Annotated in this window: 19 protein-coding genes; 8 read left to right on the top strand and 11 right to left on the bottom strand. The window is 60.5% G+C overall.

Annotation, left to right across the window (positions count from 1 at the left end; translation table 11 throughout):
* The first annotated feature begins 6 nt into the window (after nt 1-6).
* Nucleotides 7-828: an alpha/beta hydrolase family protein gene (locus HX866_RS15605; protein ID WP_371318763.1), complete on the top strand. Its 822-nt coding sequence runs from the start codon at nt 7-9 to the stop codon at nt 826-828.
* Between the two features lie 16 nt (nt 829-844).
* Here HX866_RS15605 and HX866_RS15600 read toward each other — a convergent pair whose 3' ends face one another.
* Together HX866_RS15600 and HX866_RS15595 are read right to left on the bottom strand one after the other, a co-directional pair.
* The gene (locus tag HX866_RS15600) at nt 845-1,810 is read right to left on the bottom strand and encodes a leucyl aminopeptidase (protein ID WP_177092607.1); all 966 of its coding nucleotides are present in this window, start codon (nt 1,808-1,810) and stop codon (nt 845-847) included.
* Nucleotides 1,811-1,869: 59 nt separating this feature from the next.
* Nucleotides 1,870-2,007 (bottom strand): hypothetical protein, encoded by a 138-nt coding sequence (locus HX866_RS15595; protein ID WP_040063234.1) that lies wholly within the window; start codon nt 2,005-2,007, stop codon nt 1,870-1,872.
* A gap of 667 nt (nt 2,008-2,674) precedes the next feature.
* Here HX866_RS15595 and HX866_RS15590 point away from each other — a divergent pair.
* Together HX866_RS15590 and arfB are read left to right on the top strand one after the other, a co-directional pair.
* A complete protein-coding gene (locus HX866_RS15590) occupies nt 2,675-4,087 on the top strand; it encodes an amino acid permease (protein ID WP_177092606.1) in 1,413 nt (470 codons plus the stop codon).
* A 132-nt stretch (nt 4,088-4,219) separates the two neighbouring features.
* Nucleotides 4,220-4,633, top strand: a complete 414-nt coding sequence (gene arfB, locus HX866_RS15585) for an alternative ribosome rescue aminoacyl-tRNA hydrolase ArfB (protein WP_177092605.1) — start codon at nt 4,220-4,222, stop codon at nt 4,631-4,633.
* Nucleotides 4,634-4,637: 4 nt separating this feature from the next.
* Here the strand turns inward: arfB and HX866_RS15580 are convergent, their stop codons facing one another.
* The 4 genes from HX866_RS15580 to HX866_RS15570 form a co-directional block, all read right to left on the bottom strand.
* Entirely contained in the window at nt 4,638-5,837 is a 1,200-nt protein-coding gene (locus HX866_RS15580) for an MFS transporter (protein ID WP_177092604.1), read from the bottom strand.
* Between the two features lie 167 nt (nt 5,838-6,004).
* Nucleotides 6,005-6,136, bottom strand: a complete 132-nt coding sequence (locus HX866_RS34370) for a hypothetical protein (RefSeq protein ID WP_256261166.1) — start codon at nt 6,134-6,136, stop codon at nt 6,005-6,007.
* A 166-nt stretch (nt 6,137-6,302) separates the two neighbouring features.
* Nucleotides 6,303-6,617: a cupredoxin domain-containing protein gene (locus tag HX866_RS15575; RefSeq protein ID WP_177092603.1), complete on the bottom strand. Its 315-nt coding sequence runs from the start codon at nt 6,615-6,617 to the stop codon at nt 6,303-6,305.
* A 13-nt stretch (nt 6,618-6,630) separates the two neighbouring features.
* Nucleotides 6,631-7,602, bottom strand: coding sequence for a metallophosphoesterase family protein (locus HX866_RS15570; RefSeq protein WP_177092602.1), 972 nt, complete (start codon nt 7,600-7,602; stop codon nt 6,631-6,633).
* 148 nt (nt 7,603-7,750) lie between these two features.
* Here HX866_RS15570 and HX866_RS15565 point away from each other — a divergent pair, with 148 nt between their 5' ends.
* Entirely contained in the window at nt 7,751-8,263 is a 513-nt protein-coding gene (locus HX866_RS15565) for a sigma-70 family RNA polymerase sigma factor (RefSeq protein ID WP_177092601.1), read from the top strand.
* Nucleotides 8,256-9,023 (top strand): anti-sigma factor family protein, encoded by a 768-nt coding sequence (locus HX866_RS15560; RefSeq protein WP_177092600.1) that lies wholly within the window; start codon nt 8,256-8,258, stop codon nt 9,021-9,023. The genes HX866_RS15565 and HX866_RS15560 overlap by 8 nt, the downstream gene beginning before the upstream one ends.
* A gap of 127 nt (nt 9,024-9,150) precedes the next feature.
* Here HX866_RS15560 and HX866_RS15555 read toward each other — a convergent pair whose 3' ends face one another.
* The 3 genes from HX866_RS15555 to phhA form a co-directional block, all read right to left on the bottom strand.
* Complete coding sequence (locus HX866_RS15555) at nt 9,151-10,347, bottom strand: amino acid aminotransferase (protein WP_218177286.1); 1,197 nt, start codon at nt 10,345-10,347, stop codon at nt 9,151-9,153.
* On the bottom strand, nt 10,347-10,703 hold the full coding sequence (locus HX866_RS15550) for a 4a-hydroxytetrahydrobiopterin dehydratase (RefSeq protein WP_040063248.1): 357 nt from the start codon (nt 10,701-10,703) through the stop codon (nt 10,347-10,349). Before HX866_RS15550 ends, HX866_RS15555 begins: the two co-directional genes overlap by 1 nt.
* A 102-nt stretch (nt 10,704-10,805) precedes the next feature.
* Nucleotides 10,806-11,591, bottom strand: a complete 786-nt coding sequence (gene phhA / locus HX866_RS15545) for a phenylalanine 4-monooxygenase (RefSeq protein ID WP_177140070.1) — start codon at nt 11,589-11,591, stop codon at nt 10,806-10,808.
* Nucleotides 11,592-11,883: 292 nt separating this feature from the next.
* Between phhA and HX866_RS15540 the strand changes: the two genes are divergently transcribed.
* Nucleotides 11,884-13,443: a sigma-54-dependent transcriptional regulator gene (locus tag HX866_RS15540; protein WP_177092598.1), complete on the top strand. Its 1,560-nt coding sequence runs from the start codon at nt 11,884-11,886 to the stop codon at nt 13,441-13,443.
* A 23-nt stretch (nt 13,444-13,466) separates the two neighbouring features.
* Here HX866_RS15540 and HX866_RS15535 read toward each other — a convergent pair whose 3' ends face one another.
* Together HX866_RS15535 and HX866_RS15530 are read right to left on the bottom strand one after the other, a co-directional pair.
* The gene (locus HX866_RS15535) at nt 13,467-14,189 is read right to left on the bottom strand and encodes a TylF/MycF/NovP-related O-methyltransferase (RefSeq protein ID WP_100938982.1); all 723 of its coding nucleotides are present in this window, start codon (nt 14,187-14,189) and stop codon (nt 13,467-13,469) included.
* Nucleotides 14,186-15,052, bottom strand: a complete 867-nt coding sequence (locus HX866_RS15530; RefSeq protein ID WP_177092597.1) for a hypothetical protein — start codon at nt 15,050-15,052, stop codon at nt 14,186-14,188. The genes HX866_RS15535 and HX866_RS15530 overlap by 4 nt, the downstream gene beginning before the upstream one ends.
* Nucleotides 15,053-15,389: 337 nt before the next feature.
* On the opposite strand from HX866_RS15530, the gene HX866_RS15525 reads away from it, so the two are divergent.
* Together HX866_RS15525 and flgG are read left to right on the top strand one after the other, a co-directional pair.
* Entirely contained in the window at nt 15,390-16,130 is a 741-nt protein-coding gene (locus tag HX866_RS15525) for a flagellar basal body rod protein FlgF (protein WP_177092596.1), read from the top strand.
* A gap of 46 nt (nt 16,131-16,176) precedes the next feature.
* Nucleotides 16,177-16,962, top strand: coding sequence for a flagellar basal-body rod protein FlgG (flgG, locus tag HX866_RS15520; RefSeq protein WP_177092595.1), 786 nt, complete (start codon nt 16,177-16,179; stop codon nt 16,960-16,962).
* Nucleotides 16,963-16,985 lie beyond the last annotated feature (23 nt).

Genomic DNA, 16,985 nt, shown 5'->3' with positions numbered 1-16,985 from the left:
AACAGGGTGCTGCTCACGTGTCTGTGTGCGCTGCTGGGCATACTCGCAGGCTGTGCCGATCCGAACCGACACGCCGAAACCCTGGCGCACACCGCTCACTTGCAGCGAGAACAGGTCGATACCGACAGTTTTGTGCTGACCAGCTTTTACCGGATAACCCGTCCTGACCTGCCGCTGAACCTCTACATCGAGGGCGACGGCCTGGCCTGGCGCTCGCGTACGACCCCGTCGGAAAATCCAACGCCGCATCAGGCCGAAGGCCTGGCGTTGGCAGCGGCGGATCCGGCGGCCAACGTCGTGTACCTGGCACGCCCCTGCCAGTTCACACCGCTGGCGCTCAGCCCGCGTTGTGATAAAGCCTACTGGACGCAAAAGCGCTTTGCCGAGGAAGTCGTGGTGGCAATGAACCAGGCCGTGAGCCACTTTGCTCTCCAGGTGCCGGGGCAGCGCATCCATCTGGTCGGCTATTCGGGAGGCGCTGCCGTGGCGGTATTGATCGCCGCCCGGCGTAGCGATATCGCCTCGCTGCGCACCGTGGCCGGCAACCTCGATCATGCCGAGATCAATCGCCTGCATCACGTCTCGGCGATGCCGGAGTCGCTCAATGCCATTGATGTTGCACGCCAGGTGGCGTCCATCCCGCAGCTTCACTTCAGCGGGGCCGACGACAGTGTTGTGCCACCGCTGATTGCGCAGCGTTTTGTCAGCGCCGCTGCCGGTGTCTGCGCCCATAGCCAGATCGTGCCGGGCATGGGCCATGAAAGCGACTGGGCCACGCTCTGGCCGGCACTGCTCAAAATCCCTTTGCGGTGTGCAATGGGGCCTTAGCCAGACCGAGTCATCGTCAAAACGCAAACTGCCCGTCAAACACCGGCTTGTCATCCAGCGCCAGCACGCCGCTGGCAAAGATCAGGTCCAGGTGATGGCTGCCCTTGGCGCCACCGCCCAATCCCAGATGCAGGCCGCAATGGCGCTCCTCGAAGCCCGAGTTGCGCGCATACAGGGCCTTGACCCCCTCATTCGTACCGATCCCCAGTTCCTCGACCCGTCGGTTCGACGGATTGGCATTCAGGTACTTGTTGAAGTCCGCCTCCAGCCCTGGCACTTCGGTGGCAATGCGGCAGATGGTCGAATCCTCGATCCACAGCTCCAGCGGCGACTCCAGCACCCCATACTTGCGGGCAAAGGGAATGGTGCTGAGGAAGGTCCCGACAAACTTCACGCAACCGTTGATGGCATCGCTGTGGGTGGCGATTTCCCCAGGGGCCAGGTCGTGGTTGCCGACGCCATTGATATTGGTCCACTTGTGGATGCTGCTCAGCGGCGCGTGCAGATGCGAACCGTGGCGGTCCTTGAAGCTCAAGGTCGTGGCCTGGGACATGCGCTCGATCAGGTTCTCGTTGAGATCGGCAATGCGTTGCGGGCTGATACTGAAGGTGTCGTAGAAATAGTCGCCATAATCCTTGAAAAGCAGCGATTTTCGCCATTGCTCGGCCATGACGCCATGTAGCGCATGCAAGAACTCGGGGCCTTGGGGGCGAGGTGGGGAGAGCATCGAGGAATCGTAGAAGAAGATATACAGGTCGCTGTCGCCGATGGCTTTGATCAGACTCTCGGCCGGTTCGAGGTCCAGGCGCCGGGCATGGAAGTCGAACTGCTGGTGCTGGGCGTCCTGGCCGATGATGGCCTCGGCGATCTCGCTGTACTCTGGCGTATGGCCCAACAGGATCTTCGGCTGGCTGAGCCCTTCCAGGGCCGGGTGCCAGGCGAGGTAGTAGAGAAAATGTTCGAGGGCGCGGGTCTTGTCCATGACGTCGTTCCTGGTCCTGCAAGAGGGTGGGTGCGGCAAACCGCACCCACCTGACGGCCTTAGAAAGGCCACATCGCGGTGCCGAACGGCACGACAGCATCGGCTTGCATCATTTCCACGGCCGCTTCGTGGGTGGGGGCTTCAAACCAATCGTCCAGTTGCAGTTCAGTGCTCACGTCCTGATCCGAGACTTGCATGGTGAATCTCCTTGGGAATGTTATTGCTGGACGGTCGAAAAGGCTTTCTGTGAGGAAAAGTCCTACGCATGAAATCCATTTCTCCGGCTTGCCGTCTGTAGGTTTCGGCAAGTGGCTGAAAACCTAGTGCAGGATCCCGGTGAGCGCAAAAAAAATATTTTCAAAAAATTTTTCCAGAATTTGAGCACAAAAAACTTCTCCAGGAAAAACAGCGATTCAGTCGCTAAAGTCAGAGCTAAACAGTTCGTCTGTCAATTTTAGAACAGAGAGTTTTATGCCTTTATTGGCAAGAAAACGTGACAGTTTGTCAGGAAAAGCTGACGATCTGGACAGTAAAAGTGCCTGTTAAGGGAGCGTTCTGACGGACGTAAGGAATAGTTGCCGAGGATGGCTGTAGGATTTTTCTTTGTCGCTAAAACGGCCCTTGTCCTCCCGCGCTGGGGGCGGTGAGATGCGCGGATGCCTGCCGGTGGCGGTCTGGCGGTGTACAATGCGCGGCGTTTTACCTGTGACTCAACTGCGTACCCGCGCATTTTTGTGGCTGTCGGCGACTGCCTTGCGATGTCCCGAAAGCCCGTGCACTCAAGGCTATCCGCCTTGTTCACTCCATCGCGTCATAAGCGCGATGGGTTCGATTTCGTCACAGATAAAAACAAACAGGTGACGCATGACCCCAGATACACCCCTTGCTTCGGGCGAGCTTAAGCGCGGCCTGAAAAATCGTCATATCCAATTGATCGCCCTTGGTGGCGCCATCGGTACCGGCCTGTTCCTGGGTTCGGCCGGGGTGCTCAAGTCCGCCGGTCCGTCGATGATCCTCGGCTACGCCATCTGCGGTTTTATCGCCTTCATGATCATGCGCCAGTTGGGCGAGATGATCGTCGAGGAGCCGGTTGCCGGTTCGTTCAGCCACTTTGCCCACAAGTACTGGGGCGGTTTCGCTGGTTTTCTGTCGGGTTGGAACTGCTGGATCCTCTACATCCTGGTGGGCATGTCGGAACTGACCGCCGTCGGCAAGTACGTCCACTACTGGTGGCCCGATGTCCCGACCTGGGTCTCGGCTGCGGCTTTCTTTGTCTTGATCAACGCGATCAACCTGGCCAACGTCAAGGTTTTCGGCGAAGCGGAGTTCTGGTTCGCGATTATCAAGGTGGTGGCGATCGTCGGCATGATTGCCCTGGGCAGCTATCTGCTGGTCAGCGGCCACGGCGGTCCACAGGCCTCGGTGAGCAACCTGTGGGAGCACGGTGGGTTTTTCCCCAATGGGGTTAGCGGCCTGGTGATGGCCATGGCGATCATCATGTTTTCCTTCGGCGGCCTGGAAATGCTCGGTTTCACCGCCGCTGAAGCCGACCAGCCGAAAACCGTGATTCCCAAGGCCATCAACCAGGTGATCTACCGGATCCTGATTTTCTACATCGGTGCCCTGGTGATCCTGCTGTCGCTGACCCCATGGGACAGCCTGCTGAGCACACTGAATGCTTCGGGCGACTCCTACAGCGGCAGCCCGTTCGTCCAGGTGTTCTCGATGCTCGGTAGCAACACTGCGGCGCATATCCTCAACTTCGTGGTGTTGACGGCGGCGCTGTCGGTGTACAACAGCGGCACCTACTGCAACAGCCGCATGCTGCTGGGTATGGCCGAGCAGGGTGATGCACCGAAGGCGCTGGCCAAGATCGACAAGCGCGGCGTACCGGTGCGTTCGCTGCTGGTTTCGGCGCTGGTGACCTTCATCGCGGTGGTGATGAACTACCTGATGCCGCAACAGGCCCTGGAATTGCTGATGTCCCTGGTGGTGGCGACCCTGGTGATCAACTGGGCGATGATCAGCTACTCGCACTTCAAGTTCCGCGAGCATATGAACCGCACGAAGCAGCGCCCGCTGTTCAAGGCCCTGTGGTATCCCTATGGCAACTATGTGTGCCTGGCGTTTGTGGTGTTCATCCTGGGTATCATGCTGATGATTCCGGGGATCCAGGTCTCGGTGTACGCGATTCCGGTGTGGGTGGCGTTCATGTGGGTCTGCTACGGCATCAAGAATCGGCGCAGTGCCCAGCAGGCATTGTTGGCGGTGAAGTAGGCCGCTCTGCGTTGCAAGGACAAACCCGGCAGTTGCCGGGTTTGTTGTTTCTGTGGGCCTGTGGATGGGCGAACCGGCTCGCCGGGGTGCAGATCGGGTATCCTGAACACCCTGACGTCGGACGCTTTTCAAATGCTGGTGATTTCCAACAATGTGCATCTGCCGGATGCCGAGATCGAGTGGACGGCCATTCGCGCCCAGGGTGCGGGTGGGCAGAACGTCAACAAGGTCTCCAGCGCCGTGCACCTGCGTTTTGATATTCCGGCTTCGTCCCTGCCGCCGTTCTACAAGGAGCGCCTGCTGGCCCTGCGTGACAGTCGTATCACCAGCGAAGGGGTGATCGTGATCAAGGCCCAGCAATACCGGACCCAGGAGCAGAATCGCAACGATGCCCTGGAGCGCCTGACCGAACTGATCCTCAGCGCCACCAAGGTGGAGAAGAAGCGCCGTGCGACCAAGCCGACCCTCGGCTCGAAGAAGCGTCGCCTGGAAGGCAAGTCCCAGCGCGGCGCGATCAAGGCCGGACGGGGCAAGATCGACTTCTAGGCCTTCAGGCTTTTTCCCGTAACTCGCGTTGTTTCGGCGCCTGCCGGTAGAGATAAAAACTCAGCAGCAACCCGGAAAATGACGCCAGGGCGGCGAACAGGAAGATCGAGGCAAAGCCCAGGCCTGCCGCGATCGCCCCGGCCAACGGCCCGGTGATGCCCAGCGACAGGTCGATGAACAATGAGTAGGCACCCACCGCCGCGCCGCGACTGGATGCCGGCACCAGGTTCACCGCCTCGACTCCCAGCGCCGGGAACACCAGGGAGAAACCGAATCCGCTCAAGGCCGCGCCGGCCAGTGCCCACTGGGCGTCCGGTGCCAGCCACAACAGCAGCAGGCCGAGGGTTTCCACCGACAGGCAGGCAATCGCCACGCGAAAGCCTCCAAGTCGATTGATCAGGTTGCCGAATAACAACCGTGCACTGATAAAGCTGGCACCGAACAGGGTCAGGCAGAGCGCTGCGTTATCCCAGTGCTGGGTGCTGTAATACAAGGTGATAAAGGTGGCGATGGTGCCGAAACCGACACCGCCCAGGGCCAACGCCGTACCGTGGGGCAGGACGCGACCCAGTACATGAAGGAAGGGCAGGCGAACACCGACGACAATCGGTGCAGCCCGCTTCGGCCAGGCCAGCAGCAGGCCCAGCGTGGCCAGTAGCAGGATGCTCACACCGATGCTCCACAGACCGAACCGACTGGCCATCCAGACCCCCAGCGGTGCACCGATGGCCAGTGCGCCGTAGCTGGCGATGCCGTTCCAGGAAATCACCTTGGCGGTGTTCGTCGCGCCGACCCGGCTGATGCCCCAGCCGATGGCCCCGGTGCCCACCAGGCTTTCCGCGCTCCCCAACAGCACGCGACCGACGAACAGGCTGCCCAGGCTCAGTAATGGCAGCCCCTGGAGAAAGCTCGACAACAGCATGAACACACCGCTCAGGCCACAGCCTGCCAGGCCGAATATCACCGCGCGCTTGCAACCCTGGTTGTCGATGATCCGGCTGGCATAAGGGCGGCTCAAGAGGGTCGCCAGGTATTGGACGCTGATCACCAGGCCGGCGATGACCGTGCCGAAGCCCAGGTCACTGTGTACATAGCCGGGCAGCACGGCCAGGGGAATGCCGATGTTCAGGTAACCGATAAAGGTAAACAGGACAATGGAAACGACTTGCAGCGTGACCGCCAGGGGCCGCTGTGTATCAGACATGGACAGGGACCACCGTTGACGCGGAGAAGAAAGATAGGAAGCTTATGATAGCGGTGTGAGACCGGTTGCAGGAGGGGGGAAGCGAAAAAACTTGCGGGAGGCTGTGTATCCGGTTGCGTGAAAAACACCAGGGAACAGGCTTTTCACGCGACCGGTTGAGCAAGCGTTCAGTCTTCGCTGTCGGCCTTGAGGCTTTCTACGGCCTCGTTGTTTACCGGCTGCTGGGCAGCGGTTTGTGGCGGGGTTTTCTGCTCAGTTTCGTGCAGGCTTGGGAAGGGGAAGTTGGGTATCTCATGCATCGTCGTCGCTCCTCGCAAGGTCTGTTTTTAAATCGCTGGGTAGATCCGCGCTTTTAAAAAGCCTGGGCAGGATACAGCAGTGAAAATGACAGAAAGACTTTTTTCACCCCGGGTTCGACGGCCATTCGTCAGTTCTGCGGGAGCCGGCAGGCCGGCTCCCACAAGGTCAGGGGCTGACGATGATTTTTCCGATCATCTGCGGATGCAGTGCGCAGAAGTACTCATAGGTGCCCGCGGTCGTGAACTCATAGGAATAGCTGTCGTTGGTGTCCAGCGCGCCCGAGCGGAACAGCTTGTGGGTTTCGGCCACGGTGTGGGGGATCTGGTCGTCGTTGACCCAGGTGACCTTGGTACCGGGCGCGACGGTCAGTTCCTTGGGGCCGAACATGAATTCCTTGATATCGATTTTCACTTCCTGGGCCCGAACCGGGATCGACACCGCCAGGCAAACCAGTGCCAGCATCTGTAAAAGCTTTTTCATTTCCATGTCCTCCTTAAACCAGTGTCGAGTCAATCAGCGCCAACGGGTGATCACCTTGTGTCGCACGGACATCGGTAATCCCCAGGTAATTGCGCAACTGATCGGCGGCCACGGTCATCGGCCCGGGCGAGGGGGCGGCCCCCGGCGCCGGTTGCGGGTAGGCCGTACCGCGCGCGGTGTGGAAGGTGATGTTGCCTTCGACCTTCTGGATCACCTGGTGGATATGCCCATTGAGCACGGTTACCGAGCCATATTTGCGCAGCAGGGCAATGGCCTGGTCGCCGTCTTCCGTGCCCCAGCCCCAGGGCTGATAAATGGTCCACAGGGGAATGTGGGTGAACACCACGATCGGTGTGCTGGTTGCCACTGCCCGCAGGTCATCGGCCAGCCAGGCGAGCTGGTCGGCACCGAGGTTGGCCTCATGGCCGGCCTGGAAATTGAAGACGTTCACCAGCGCGATGAAGTGCACGCCATGGTCGTCGAAGCTGTACCAGCCGTTGCCCTTGGTGCCCTTGCCGTAACGCTGCAGATAGAGCTGGCCGCCGCCTTCGTCGAGGGTGTCGTGTTCGCCTGGCACATAGTGCACGGTCGCGGGCAGGGCCTTGAGCAATTGCGCGGCGGTGTCGAACTCCTCTGGCTTGCTGAGATGGGTAATGTCCCCGGTGTGGAGAATCAGCGACGGTCGTTTGGGCAGGGCGATGACCTTGTCGATGGCCACTTGCAGGGTCTTCACCGGCTCGGGGTTGGCTTCCTTGTTGAAACCGATATGCGAATCGCTGATTTGTACGAAGTGAAAGCTCGCGGCCAGGGCGGCCGGGTCGGTGGGTTGGCCGTTCTGGTCCAGGGCAAAGGCCCGTGGAATGCCACCGCTCAAGGCCCAGAGGACCCCGGCGCCGGCCCAGGCCGAGCATTTGAGCAGGTTCCGGCGCTCAGGATCGAGCGGGCCGTCGGTACGTTGGTCTTGGGGTGTTGGGTGCAGGTCCATGGGAACGCCCTCGCTGGCGGTCTACAGTGATTGAGCTCACATCTGTAAAACCGGGCGACGCGGGACTTTATTCCAGAAAATAAAAAAATTATTTCGGGAATAAAACCGGCTCTTTCACCGTTATAGGGACAAAGGTATCGGAGCCACTATGAAGCGATTCGAGGCGCTGTTTGCGCCGCATCTGGATGCGGCCTATAACCTCGCGCGCTGGCTCACCGACAGTGAGAGCGCCGCGCAGGATGTGGTTCAGGAAAGTGCGTTCAGGGCCTTCAAGTTCCAGCACCGTTTTGTCGACGGCAATGCCAAGGCCTGGTTCCTGACCATTGTCCGCAATGAAAGCTACAACTGGCTCAAGGCCTCGATGGGGCCGCGCTGGGTCGCCATCGACGAAGAGTGGCTGCAGGACGACTCGGCGCTGGCGGATGTCCGTACACCGGAGTCACAGGTCATCCGGGCCGAGGCGTCCGAGCAACTGCGCCTGGCGTTGTTGGCGCTGGCGCCGGCCTTCCGCGAAGTGATTGTCCTGAAGGAGTTGGAAGACATGCCCTACAAGGACATAGCGAAAATCGTCGATATCCCCTTGGGGACCGTCATGTCACGGTTGGCCCGGGCGCGCGGAATGCTCAAGCGCGAACTGCTGAAGTTGCACACCTATGAATGAACTCGACTGCAAGACCTGTGGTGAATGGATCCATGGCTACCTCGACCATGAACTGGATGCGGCGACTGCGGCGCGGGTAGCCGCGCATCTGGTGGGCTGCACCGAGTGCGCACGCCTGCATGAGCAGGCCCGCCAATTGATCGATGACGTCAAGATTCGGGCCCCCTATTACCGCGCGCCCGAAGCCCTCAGTCGGCATCTGCTGGGGGCTGCCCCGGCGCGCTCCTGGGATGTCGCCGGTTTCCTGCAGGGGTTGCGAACCTCGTCGGGACGCTGGTGGGCCCCGGTGTTCTCGGCGGCGGCGTTAAGTCTGGCGCTCATGCTCTACGTCGTGACGCCGTCCGCCGAGCAGCCCTGGCTGGATGAGGCGGTGTCCAGTCATGTGCGCTCGCTGATGGCCGAGCATCTGAATGATGTGGTGTCGTCCGACCGGCACACGGTGAAACCCTGGTTTACCGGCAAGCTCGATTTCGCACCGCCGGTTTTCGACTATGGGGCGCAGGGCTATCCGTTGTTGGGTGGTCGACTGGATTATCTGCAACACCAGACCGCTGCCGCGCTGGCTTACCGGCATGCCAAGCACACCATCAACCTGTTTATCCTGCCAACGGCCGAGGCTGATCGGGCTCGGGAGAGCCTGTCGTTGCGCGGCTATAACGTGGTCTCATGGCGACGTGATCACCTGCGCTTCATCCTGGTTTCGGACCTGGAGAAGGGCGAGTTGGAGGCGTTCGGGCAGTTGGTCGAGAAGGGTGGGTGAGCGGGGCGGTGTCCTCTGTAGGAGCGAGCTTGCTCGCGATGGGCGTCAACGATAACGCGGGGAAATTGATGCCCCGTGGTGCCAGAGCCACCATCGCGAGCAAGCTCGCTCCTACAGAGGGTCGTAGTTACTCCTTACAGACTGCCGCAATCGCCTGCGCCAACGCTGCCAGGCGCGTCGCATCGATACCGGCCACGTTGGCCCGACCGGAGCTGACCATATACACGCTGTGCTCGTCGCGCAGGCGTTGGACTTGGGCCGGCGACAGACCGGTGTAGGAGAACATGCCACGCTGCACGCCAATGTGCGCAAACCGCTCGGCCAGACCATGGGGCTGCAGTGCCTCCACCAAACCGCTGCGCAGTTGGGCAATGCGCGCACGCATGGCCTCCACTTCATCGGCCCACAGGCTCTTCAGCTCGGCATTGCCCAGAATGGTGGTCACCACCGCCGCACCGTGATCCGGTGGGTTCGACCACAGGTTACGGGCCACCGCGGCCAGTTGGCTGCGCACATCCAGCAGTTTTTCAGCATCGCCGGTGCAGACGATCAGCGCGCCGGTGCGCTCACGGTACAAACCGAAATTCTTCGAGCAGGAACTGGTGATCAGCACTTCCGGCAGTTCCCGGGCGAACAAGCGCACCGCCCAGGCATCCTGCTCCACGCCATCGCCAAAGCCCTGGTAGGCGAAGTCGATCAGCGGCAGCAGTTCGCGGCGACGGACGATGTCCAGCACCTTGTACCAGTCGTCGTGGGACAGGTCGAAGCCGGTCGGGTTATGGCAGCAGGCGTGCAACAGCACCACATCACCCTGGGGCACCTGCTCCAGGGCCGCCAGCATGCCCTCGACGTTCAGGCGGTTATCGCTGTCGACGTAAGGGTAGTGACTGATCTTCAAGCCGGCGGCGGCGAAGATGGTCTCGTGGATCGGCCAGGTCGGATCGCTGAGCCAGATGCCACGGCCCGGCAGGCAGTGGGCGATAAAGTCGGCACTCAGGCGCAAGGCACCGGTGCCGCCCGGGGTCTGGGTCGCACCGACGCGCTGGGCTGCGATCAGCGGCGAGTCGGCGCCCATCACCAGCTCGTTGAGCAGGCTGCCGAAGCGCAGGTCGCCGTGACCACCGATATAGGACTTGGTCCGCTGTTCGTCCACCAGTCGCTGTTCGGCCAGCTTGACCGAGTGCAGGATCGGGGTCAGGCCCTGGGCATCCTTGTAGACGCCGACGCCCAGGTCGAACTTGTGCGGATTGGTGTCCTGGGCATAAGCCTCCAGCAACCCGAGAATCGGGTCGCCGGGTACACGCGCGATGGCGTCGAAATGCATTATTTACGGCCCTCGGCGGCGTGGCTGACCTCGTCGGTGCGTGCCGCCATGATGAAATCGTTACGGTGCAGACCCTTGATCGAATGGCTCCACCAGGTCACGGTGACTTTGCCCCATTCGGTCAGTAGGCCCGGGTGATGGCCTTCGGCTTCGGAAATCTCGCCGACGGCATTGGTGAAGGCCAGGGCGAACTTGAAGTTCTTGAACAGGAAGACCTTCTCCAACTGCATGATGCCGTCCCGGACTTCGATGTTCCAGTCCGGAATCTGTTTGATCAGTACCGGCAGTTCTTCGTCGCTGACCTGGGGAGCATCGGCACGGCAGGCTTCGCAGTGGGCTTGGTTCAAGGTGTTCATGGTGGATTCCTGAAATCGATTTTTTATTCAAGGACGCCGTTCGAATACGCTATTCGAAAACGTCGGTTCGAGAAAGCCGCAGGTACCGCGCAAAGTCGCGGATCAGGCGGCCTTGGGCGGAAATTTCGGAGTGTGCAGACCCAACTGCATACCGCGCTCGACCATGCCCATGATGTCTTCGTGGGCCAGGTCGAACAAGCGCTTGAGGTCCGGCAGGACGAAGTACAGCGGTTGCAGGATATCGATGCGATAAGGCGTGCGCATCGCCTCCAGCGGGTCGAAGAGCTGGTGTTCGGGCTGGTCGGACAGGCTGTACACGCTCTCCTTCGGTGAGGAGAGAATGCCACCGCCATAGATGCGTCGGCCTTGGGGAGTGTCCACCAGGCCGAATTCGATGGTCATCCAGTACAGGCGCGCCAGGTACACCCGTTGCTCTTTGCTGGCTTGCAGGCCGAGCTTGCCGTAGGTGTGGGTGAATTCGGCGAACCAGGGGTTGGTCAGCAGCGGGCAGTGGCCGAAGATCTCGTGGAAAATATCCGGCTCTTGCAGGTAGTCGAGTTCTTCTTCGGTGCGAATGAAGGTCGCAACCGGAAACTGTTTGTTGGCCAGTAGCTCGAAAAAGGTCTGGAACGGAATCAGCGCTGGCACCCGGGCGACTTGCCAGCCGGTGGTGGCGCCGAGGACCTGGTTGATCTCGCTCAGTTGCGGAATCCGGTCGTGGGGCAGGGCCAGCTTTTCGATGCCGTCCAGGTATTCCTGGCACGCGCGGCCCTCGATCACTTTCAGTTGACGAGTGATCAGGGTATTCCACACGGCATGCTCGGCGGCCGGGTAGTCGATAAAACCTTGCGCATCGGGCTCGCGAGCCACGTAGTGCGTCTGCTTCATACAGCTCTCCTGCTGGGGATGCGTTCTTGTTATGTGTAGCGATGGGCCTAGTGTTAACCCGTTGAGGGGCTGTGCGCATCTGGGGTGAAGCGTTGGAGAACGAGATGAAAGCCGGTATTTCGTAAAGAAAACGTTACGAATTGGCGCGCTGCTGATTCATAAAGCGTTTTGCCGTGGTGCTCTGGTTGGTTTTTGTCACATAATCTTGACGACTAACTGCGGTGTACTGGAAAAAGTGCCCGCTCCGCAGGGGCTGACGCGCCCCGGCCATCGCCCTTCTTCGAGCCTTTCCATGCGTATCAAAGTGCATTGCCAGAACCGCATCGGCATTCTTCGCGACATTCTCAACCTGCTGGTGGACTACGGCATCAACGTTGCCCGTGGCGAGGTCGGTGGCGATCAGGGCAATGCCATCTACCTGCACTGCCCGAATCTGATCAACCTGCAGTTCCAGGCCCTGCGGCCCAAGTTCGAAACCATTGCCGGTGTCTTTGGCGTCAAGCGCGTCGGCTTGATGCCCAGTGAACGTCGGCATATGGAACTCAACGCTCTGCTCGGGGCGCTGGAGTTTCCGGTGCTGTCCATCGACATGGGCGGCTCGATTGTTGCCGCCAACCGCGCGGCGGCGCAGCTGCTCGGGGTCAGGGTCGATGAGGTGCCGGGTATCCCGTTGGCGCGCTACGCGCCGGATTTCGATCTGCCGGAGTTGGTGCGCGCCAACAAGTCGCGGATCAATGGTCTGCGGGTCAAGATCAAGGGTGACGTTTTCCTGGCGGATATCGCCCCGTTGCAGTCGGAACACGATGACAGCGAGGCGATGGCCGGCGCGGTGCTGACCTTGCACCGCGCCGATCAGGTCGGCGAGCGCATCTACAACGTGCGCAAGCAGGAACTGCGTGGCTTCGACAGTATCTTCCAGAGTTCGAAAGTCATGGCCGCGGTCGTCCGTGAGGCCCGGCGCATGGCGCCGCTGGACGCGCCGTTGCTGATTGAAGGTGAGACCGGCACCGGCAAGGAATTGCTGGCGCGGGCCTGCCACCTGGCCAGTCCGCGTGGGCAGGCACCGCTGATGGCACTCAATTGTGCGGGGTTGCCGGAGTCCATGGCTGAAACCGAGCTGTTCGGTTACGGCCCCGGCGCGTTCGAGGGCGCCCGCGCCGAGGGCAAGCTCGGGCTGCTGGAGCTGACGGCCGGCGGCACCTTGTTCCTCGATGGGGTCGGGGAGATGAGCCCGCGTTTGCAGGTCAAGTTATTGCGCTTTTTGCAGGACGGCGGGTTTCGTCGGGTCGGCAGCGATGAGGAGGTGTACCTGGATGTGCGGGTGATCTGCGCGACCCAGGTCGATCTCTCGGAGCTGTGTTCGCGGGGTGAGTTTCGCCAGGACCTCTATCACCGCCTCAACGTGCTGTCCCTGCATATTCCGCCGCTGCGCGAGTGCCTGGACGGGTTGGCCCCGCTGGTGGAGCACTTCCTCGACCAGGCCAGTCGACAGATCGGCTGCCCGTTGCCGAAGCTGGCGCCGGCGGCGATGGATCGTCTTGCGCATTATCACTGGCCGGGCAATGTCCGGCAGTTGGAGAACGTGCTGTTCCAGGCGGTTTCCCTGTGTGAGGGCGGGGTGGTCAAGGCCGAGCATATCCGTCTGCCGGATTATGGCGTGCGCCAGCCCCTGGGGGATTTTTCCCTGGAAGGCGGGTTGGACGAGATTGTCGGTCGGTTCGAGCGGGCGGTGCTGGAGCGTCTGTACTCGGAGCATCCGAGCAGTCGCTTGCTGGGTAAACGGCTGGGGGTTTCCCATACCACCATTGCCAACAAGCTGAAGGAATATGATGTCGTCAAGGGCGGGCAGTAACCAAGCCTCCCGCCCCGGCCCGATCAGATGTGGAAGTAACCCACGCACGAGTCGAACGGCAGGCGCTTGAGCTCGATCTTGTTCATGTCGAACACTTCACGCAGGGCCTTGGTCTCGCCCGGGAAGTTGCGATAGGCAACTTCGTCGAGCACCACGATGGCACCTTTTGGCATGTACGGCAGGAAGGTTTCCAGGGCAACCTTGGTCGGCTCGTAGAGGTCGGTGTCGAGGATCAACATGGCCACGACCAGGTCCGGACGGGACTTGACGAATTCCGGCACGGTCTTGCAGATGTCGCCCTTGACCAGCTCGCAACGGGGGATGCGGTTGACCGGACGCAGCAGGTCGTTGGCATCGATCATGTCCTGGATCAGCGACTGGTCGGTGTCGGAGAACATGTTCTCGTTGATGTCGGCCGGGTCTTCGTCCTTGTTGATGCTGGTGAAGCCTTCGAAGGTGTCGAAACCGACGATCGAACGGTTGATCGCGTACGGCTCGAGGATCATCGACAGGTGCATGTAGAGCATCAGCGAGTTGCCCTTGTACACGCCGCATTCAATGATCGCGCCCGGTACGTCCATGACTTTCTTGAACAGCTCCATGCGCGACAGCGCGGCGGTCACGTTGATGCGGTTGGCGAACACGAACGGTGCGTCGGCCACGTACTCGGCATCGACCCGCTTGAGCACGCCGGCACGGGTTTCGTTGTATTGAGCCTCGGCAGGCGTAATGCGGCGCTTGGTCATTGATAGATTCCTTGGAAATTCGAGAAGTCGTGGGCGTGGAAATAGTCTTTGAAGCCGGCCCCGACATCCGGGCAGGCGCTGTCGACGTTGGGGGCGCCGCGCTTGTGCTGCAGGTCGTCCAGGTGCATCAGGCGGAAGTCCACGCTGAAGCGGGTCTGTTCGGTGTAGTTGGGGACGGTGCCATGCAAATGTGAACCGGAGAAGATCAGCATCTCGCCGGTGTTGCCGGCAATCCGCATTTCCGACGAGGTATCGATGTCGGCCAGGGGCACCGGGTGGACACGTACTTCCTCGGTCAGGTTGTCCTTGGCCTTGTGCCGCTGGTTGTTGATCCAGTCGTTCAGGCTCCAGTCCTTCGAGGTGTTGAGCACCGGTTTTTCGAAGTAACCGGCATTGATCATCATGGTCTGGTTCGGGGCGATGGTGTAGACCGGCATCCAGGTGTTGATCTGGCAATCGACGCTGCCGTACCAGGTATCGCGATGGGGCTTGTAGGCGTAGCTGACGCCGGCGTGCAGGTAGTTGTAGTTGGGTACGACGCGCAGGCGCGGCACATCGAAGATGTACTCGCGCGGGTCGATGCCGACTTCATGAATGAATCCCAGGATCAGGTCCTTGACGCGCTGGCTGTTGGTGAACTGGCCCTTGAGGCGGGTCACCCGGCTGACGAATTCCTCGACTGGCATCATCTTGTGCAGGGACTGGTGATCGGTCTCACCGTCGAAGGCCAGGGTGATGCTTTCCTTGGCAAAGCTACAGAGCTCTTTGGCGGTCGCCAACTGGGTGTCCAGGAAGATGGCGCCTGAATAGATGTCTTCCTTGAAGTCAGCTTTTTTCTGTAGTTGGTTGATGTACAGGTTCACGTCAGCCCTCCTGAATACTGTGGCTAATTCTGAATGTCGGCAGTCCCTGGGCAAACTTGACGTTGGTCGCCGTATATCGGGTTGGCTTGCAAGGTCTATTCCAGGGTGGTTTTTCTGGCGCCCGTCGCGCCGCAGAGGAATGACCGATATTTGCCGCCAGCGGCATAACGGCGCCGCTTTTTCGTCTGCCCTCAAGACCTTGAAAGCCTGCGAAAGGTACTCAAACTCCCGCTCTGTTGGCTTGTCCTGCGTCAAAAAACAAGTTGGTTCGGAAATTGCTTGCGCCACTCAAAGTACAGCGGTGGCGGCAAACGCCCGTCAGGAATGAGGAAAGACTGTGGACAAGTACCTTTACGTGGCAATGACCGGTGCGGCCCAGAATGCCCTGGCGCAAAAGGCCCATGCCAACAATCTGGCGAACCTCTCGACCAACGGTTTTCAGCGTGACCTGGAACAGGCTCGTTCGATGCCGGTGTTCGGTGACAGCTTTCCGTCGCGTGCCTACGCCATGTCCGAGCGTCCGGGGACGGATTTCACGGAGGGCCCGATGGTCGAGACCGGTCGCGATCTCGACGTGGCGGTGGCCGGTGACGGCTGGGTGGCCGTGCAGACGCCTGACGGCGGCGAAGGTTACGTGCGCACCGCAAGCATGAATATTGACGCCCTCGGGGTGTTGCGTGCCGGCAACGGCATGCCGGTCATGGGCAATGGCGGGCCGATTGCCGTGCCGCCCGAGTCGAAGATCGAAGTGGGTGAGGACGGCAGCATCAGCATTCGTGCCATGGGTGAGGGGCCGCAAGTGATTGCGGAAGTCGATCGCATCAAGCTGGTCAACCCGGATCTCAAGAACATGGTCAAGGGGCCGGATGCCGTGATTCATACCAAAGACGGTACGACAGCGCCGGTCGATGCCAACGTCAAGGTGGTCTCGGGCTTCCTGGTTGGCAGCAACGTCAATGCCGTCGAGGAAATGACTTCGGTGCTGGCCCTGTCCAAACAGTTCGAATTGCATATCAAGATGATGAGCACCGCCAAAGAAGATGACACGGCTATGGCTCGGGTCTTGCAGAACAGCTAATCACCAGAACGTAGCGCCGTAAAACAGGCGCGCGAAGGAGAACAGAATGCTTCCGGCTCTATGGGTTGCAAAAACAGGTTTGGCGGCACAAGACACCAACCTGACGACTATTTCCAACAACCTGGCCAACGTCTCGACCACCGGCTACAAACGTGATCGCGCCGAGTTCCAGGACCTGCTGTACCAGATCAAGCGTCAGCCGGGTGCCGAGTCGACCCAGGACAGCGAACTGCCGTCGGGTCTGCAGCTGGGTACGGGTGTGCGGATCGTCGGCACCCAGAAGAACTTCGCCGCTGGTAGCCTGCAAACCACCGACCAGCCGCTGGACATGGCCGTCAACGGCCGCGGTTTCTTCCAGATCCTGCAACCGGACGGCACCACGGCCTATACCCGTGACGGTACCTTCCACCTGAGCAACACCGGGCAGATCGTCACCGCCAACGGTTTCACCCTGCAGCCGGCGATCATCATCCCGAACAACGCCCAGACCTTCACCGTGGGCCAGGACGGCACGGTCTCGATCACCGTCGCCGGCAACCCGGCTTCGCAAGTGATCGGCAATATCCAGACCGCCGACTTCATCAACCCGGCCGGCCTGCAGTCCAAGGGCGGCAACCTGTACCTGGAAACCGCCGCCAGTGGCGCGCCGCAAGTCGGCACCCCGGGCCTCAACGGTTTCGGTACCACCGAGCAGAGCACCCTGGAAACCTCCAACGTCAGCACCGTGGAAGAAATGGTCAACATGATCACCACCCAGCGGGCCTACGAAATGAACTCCAAGGTGATCTCCACCGCCGACCAGATGCTCCAATACGTCGCACAGAACCTGTAATCAAGTCTATGGGGCGGCCTTAA

Origin of the sequence: Pseudomonas gingeri (assembly GCF_013386165.1) — a bacterium.
GTDB lineage: Bacteria > Pseudomonadota > Gammaproteobacteria > Pseudomonadales > Pseudomonadaceae > Aquipseudomonas > Aquipseudomonas gingeri_C.
Note: the sequence above shows the minus strand (reverse complement) of the source record. Positions and strands in the feature narration are given on the sequence as shown.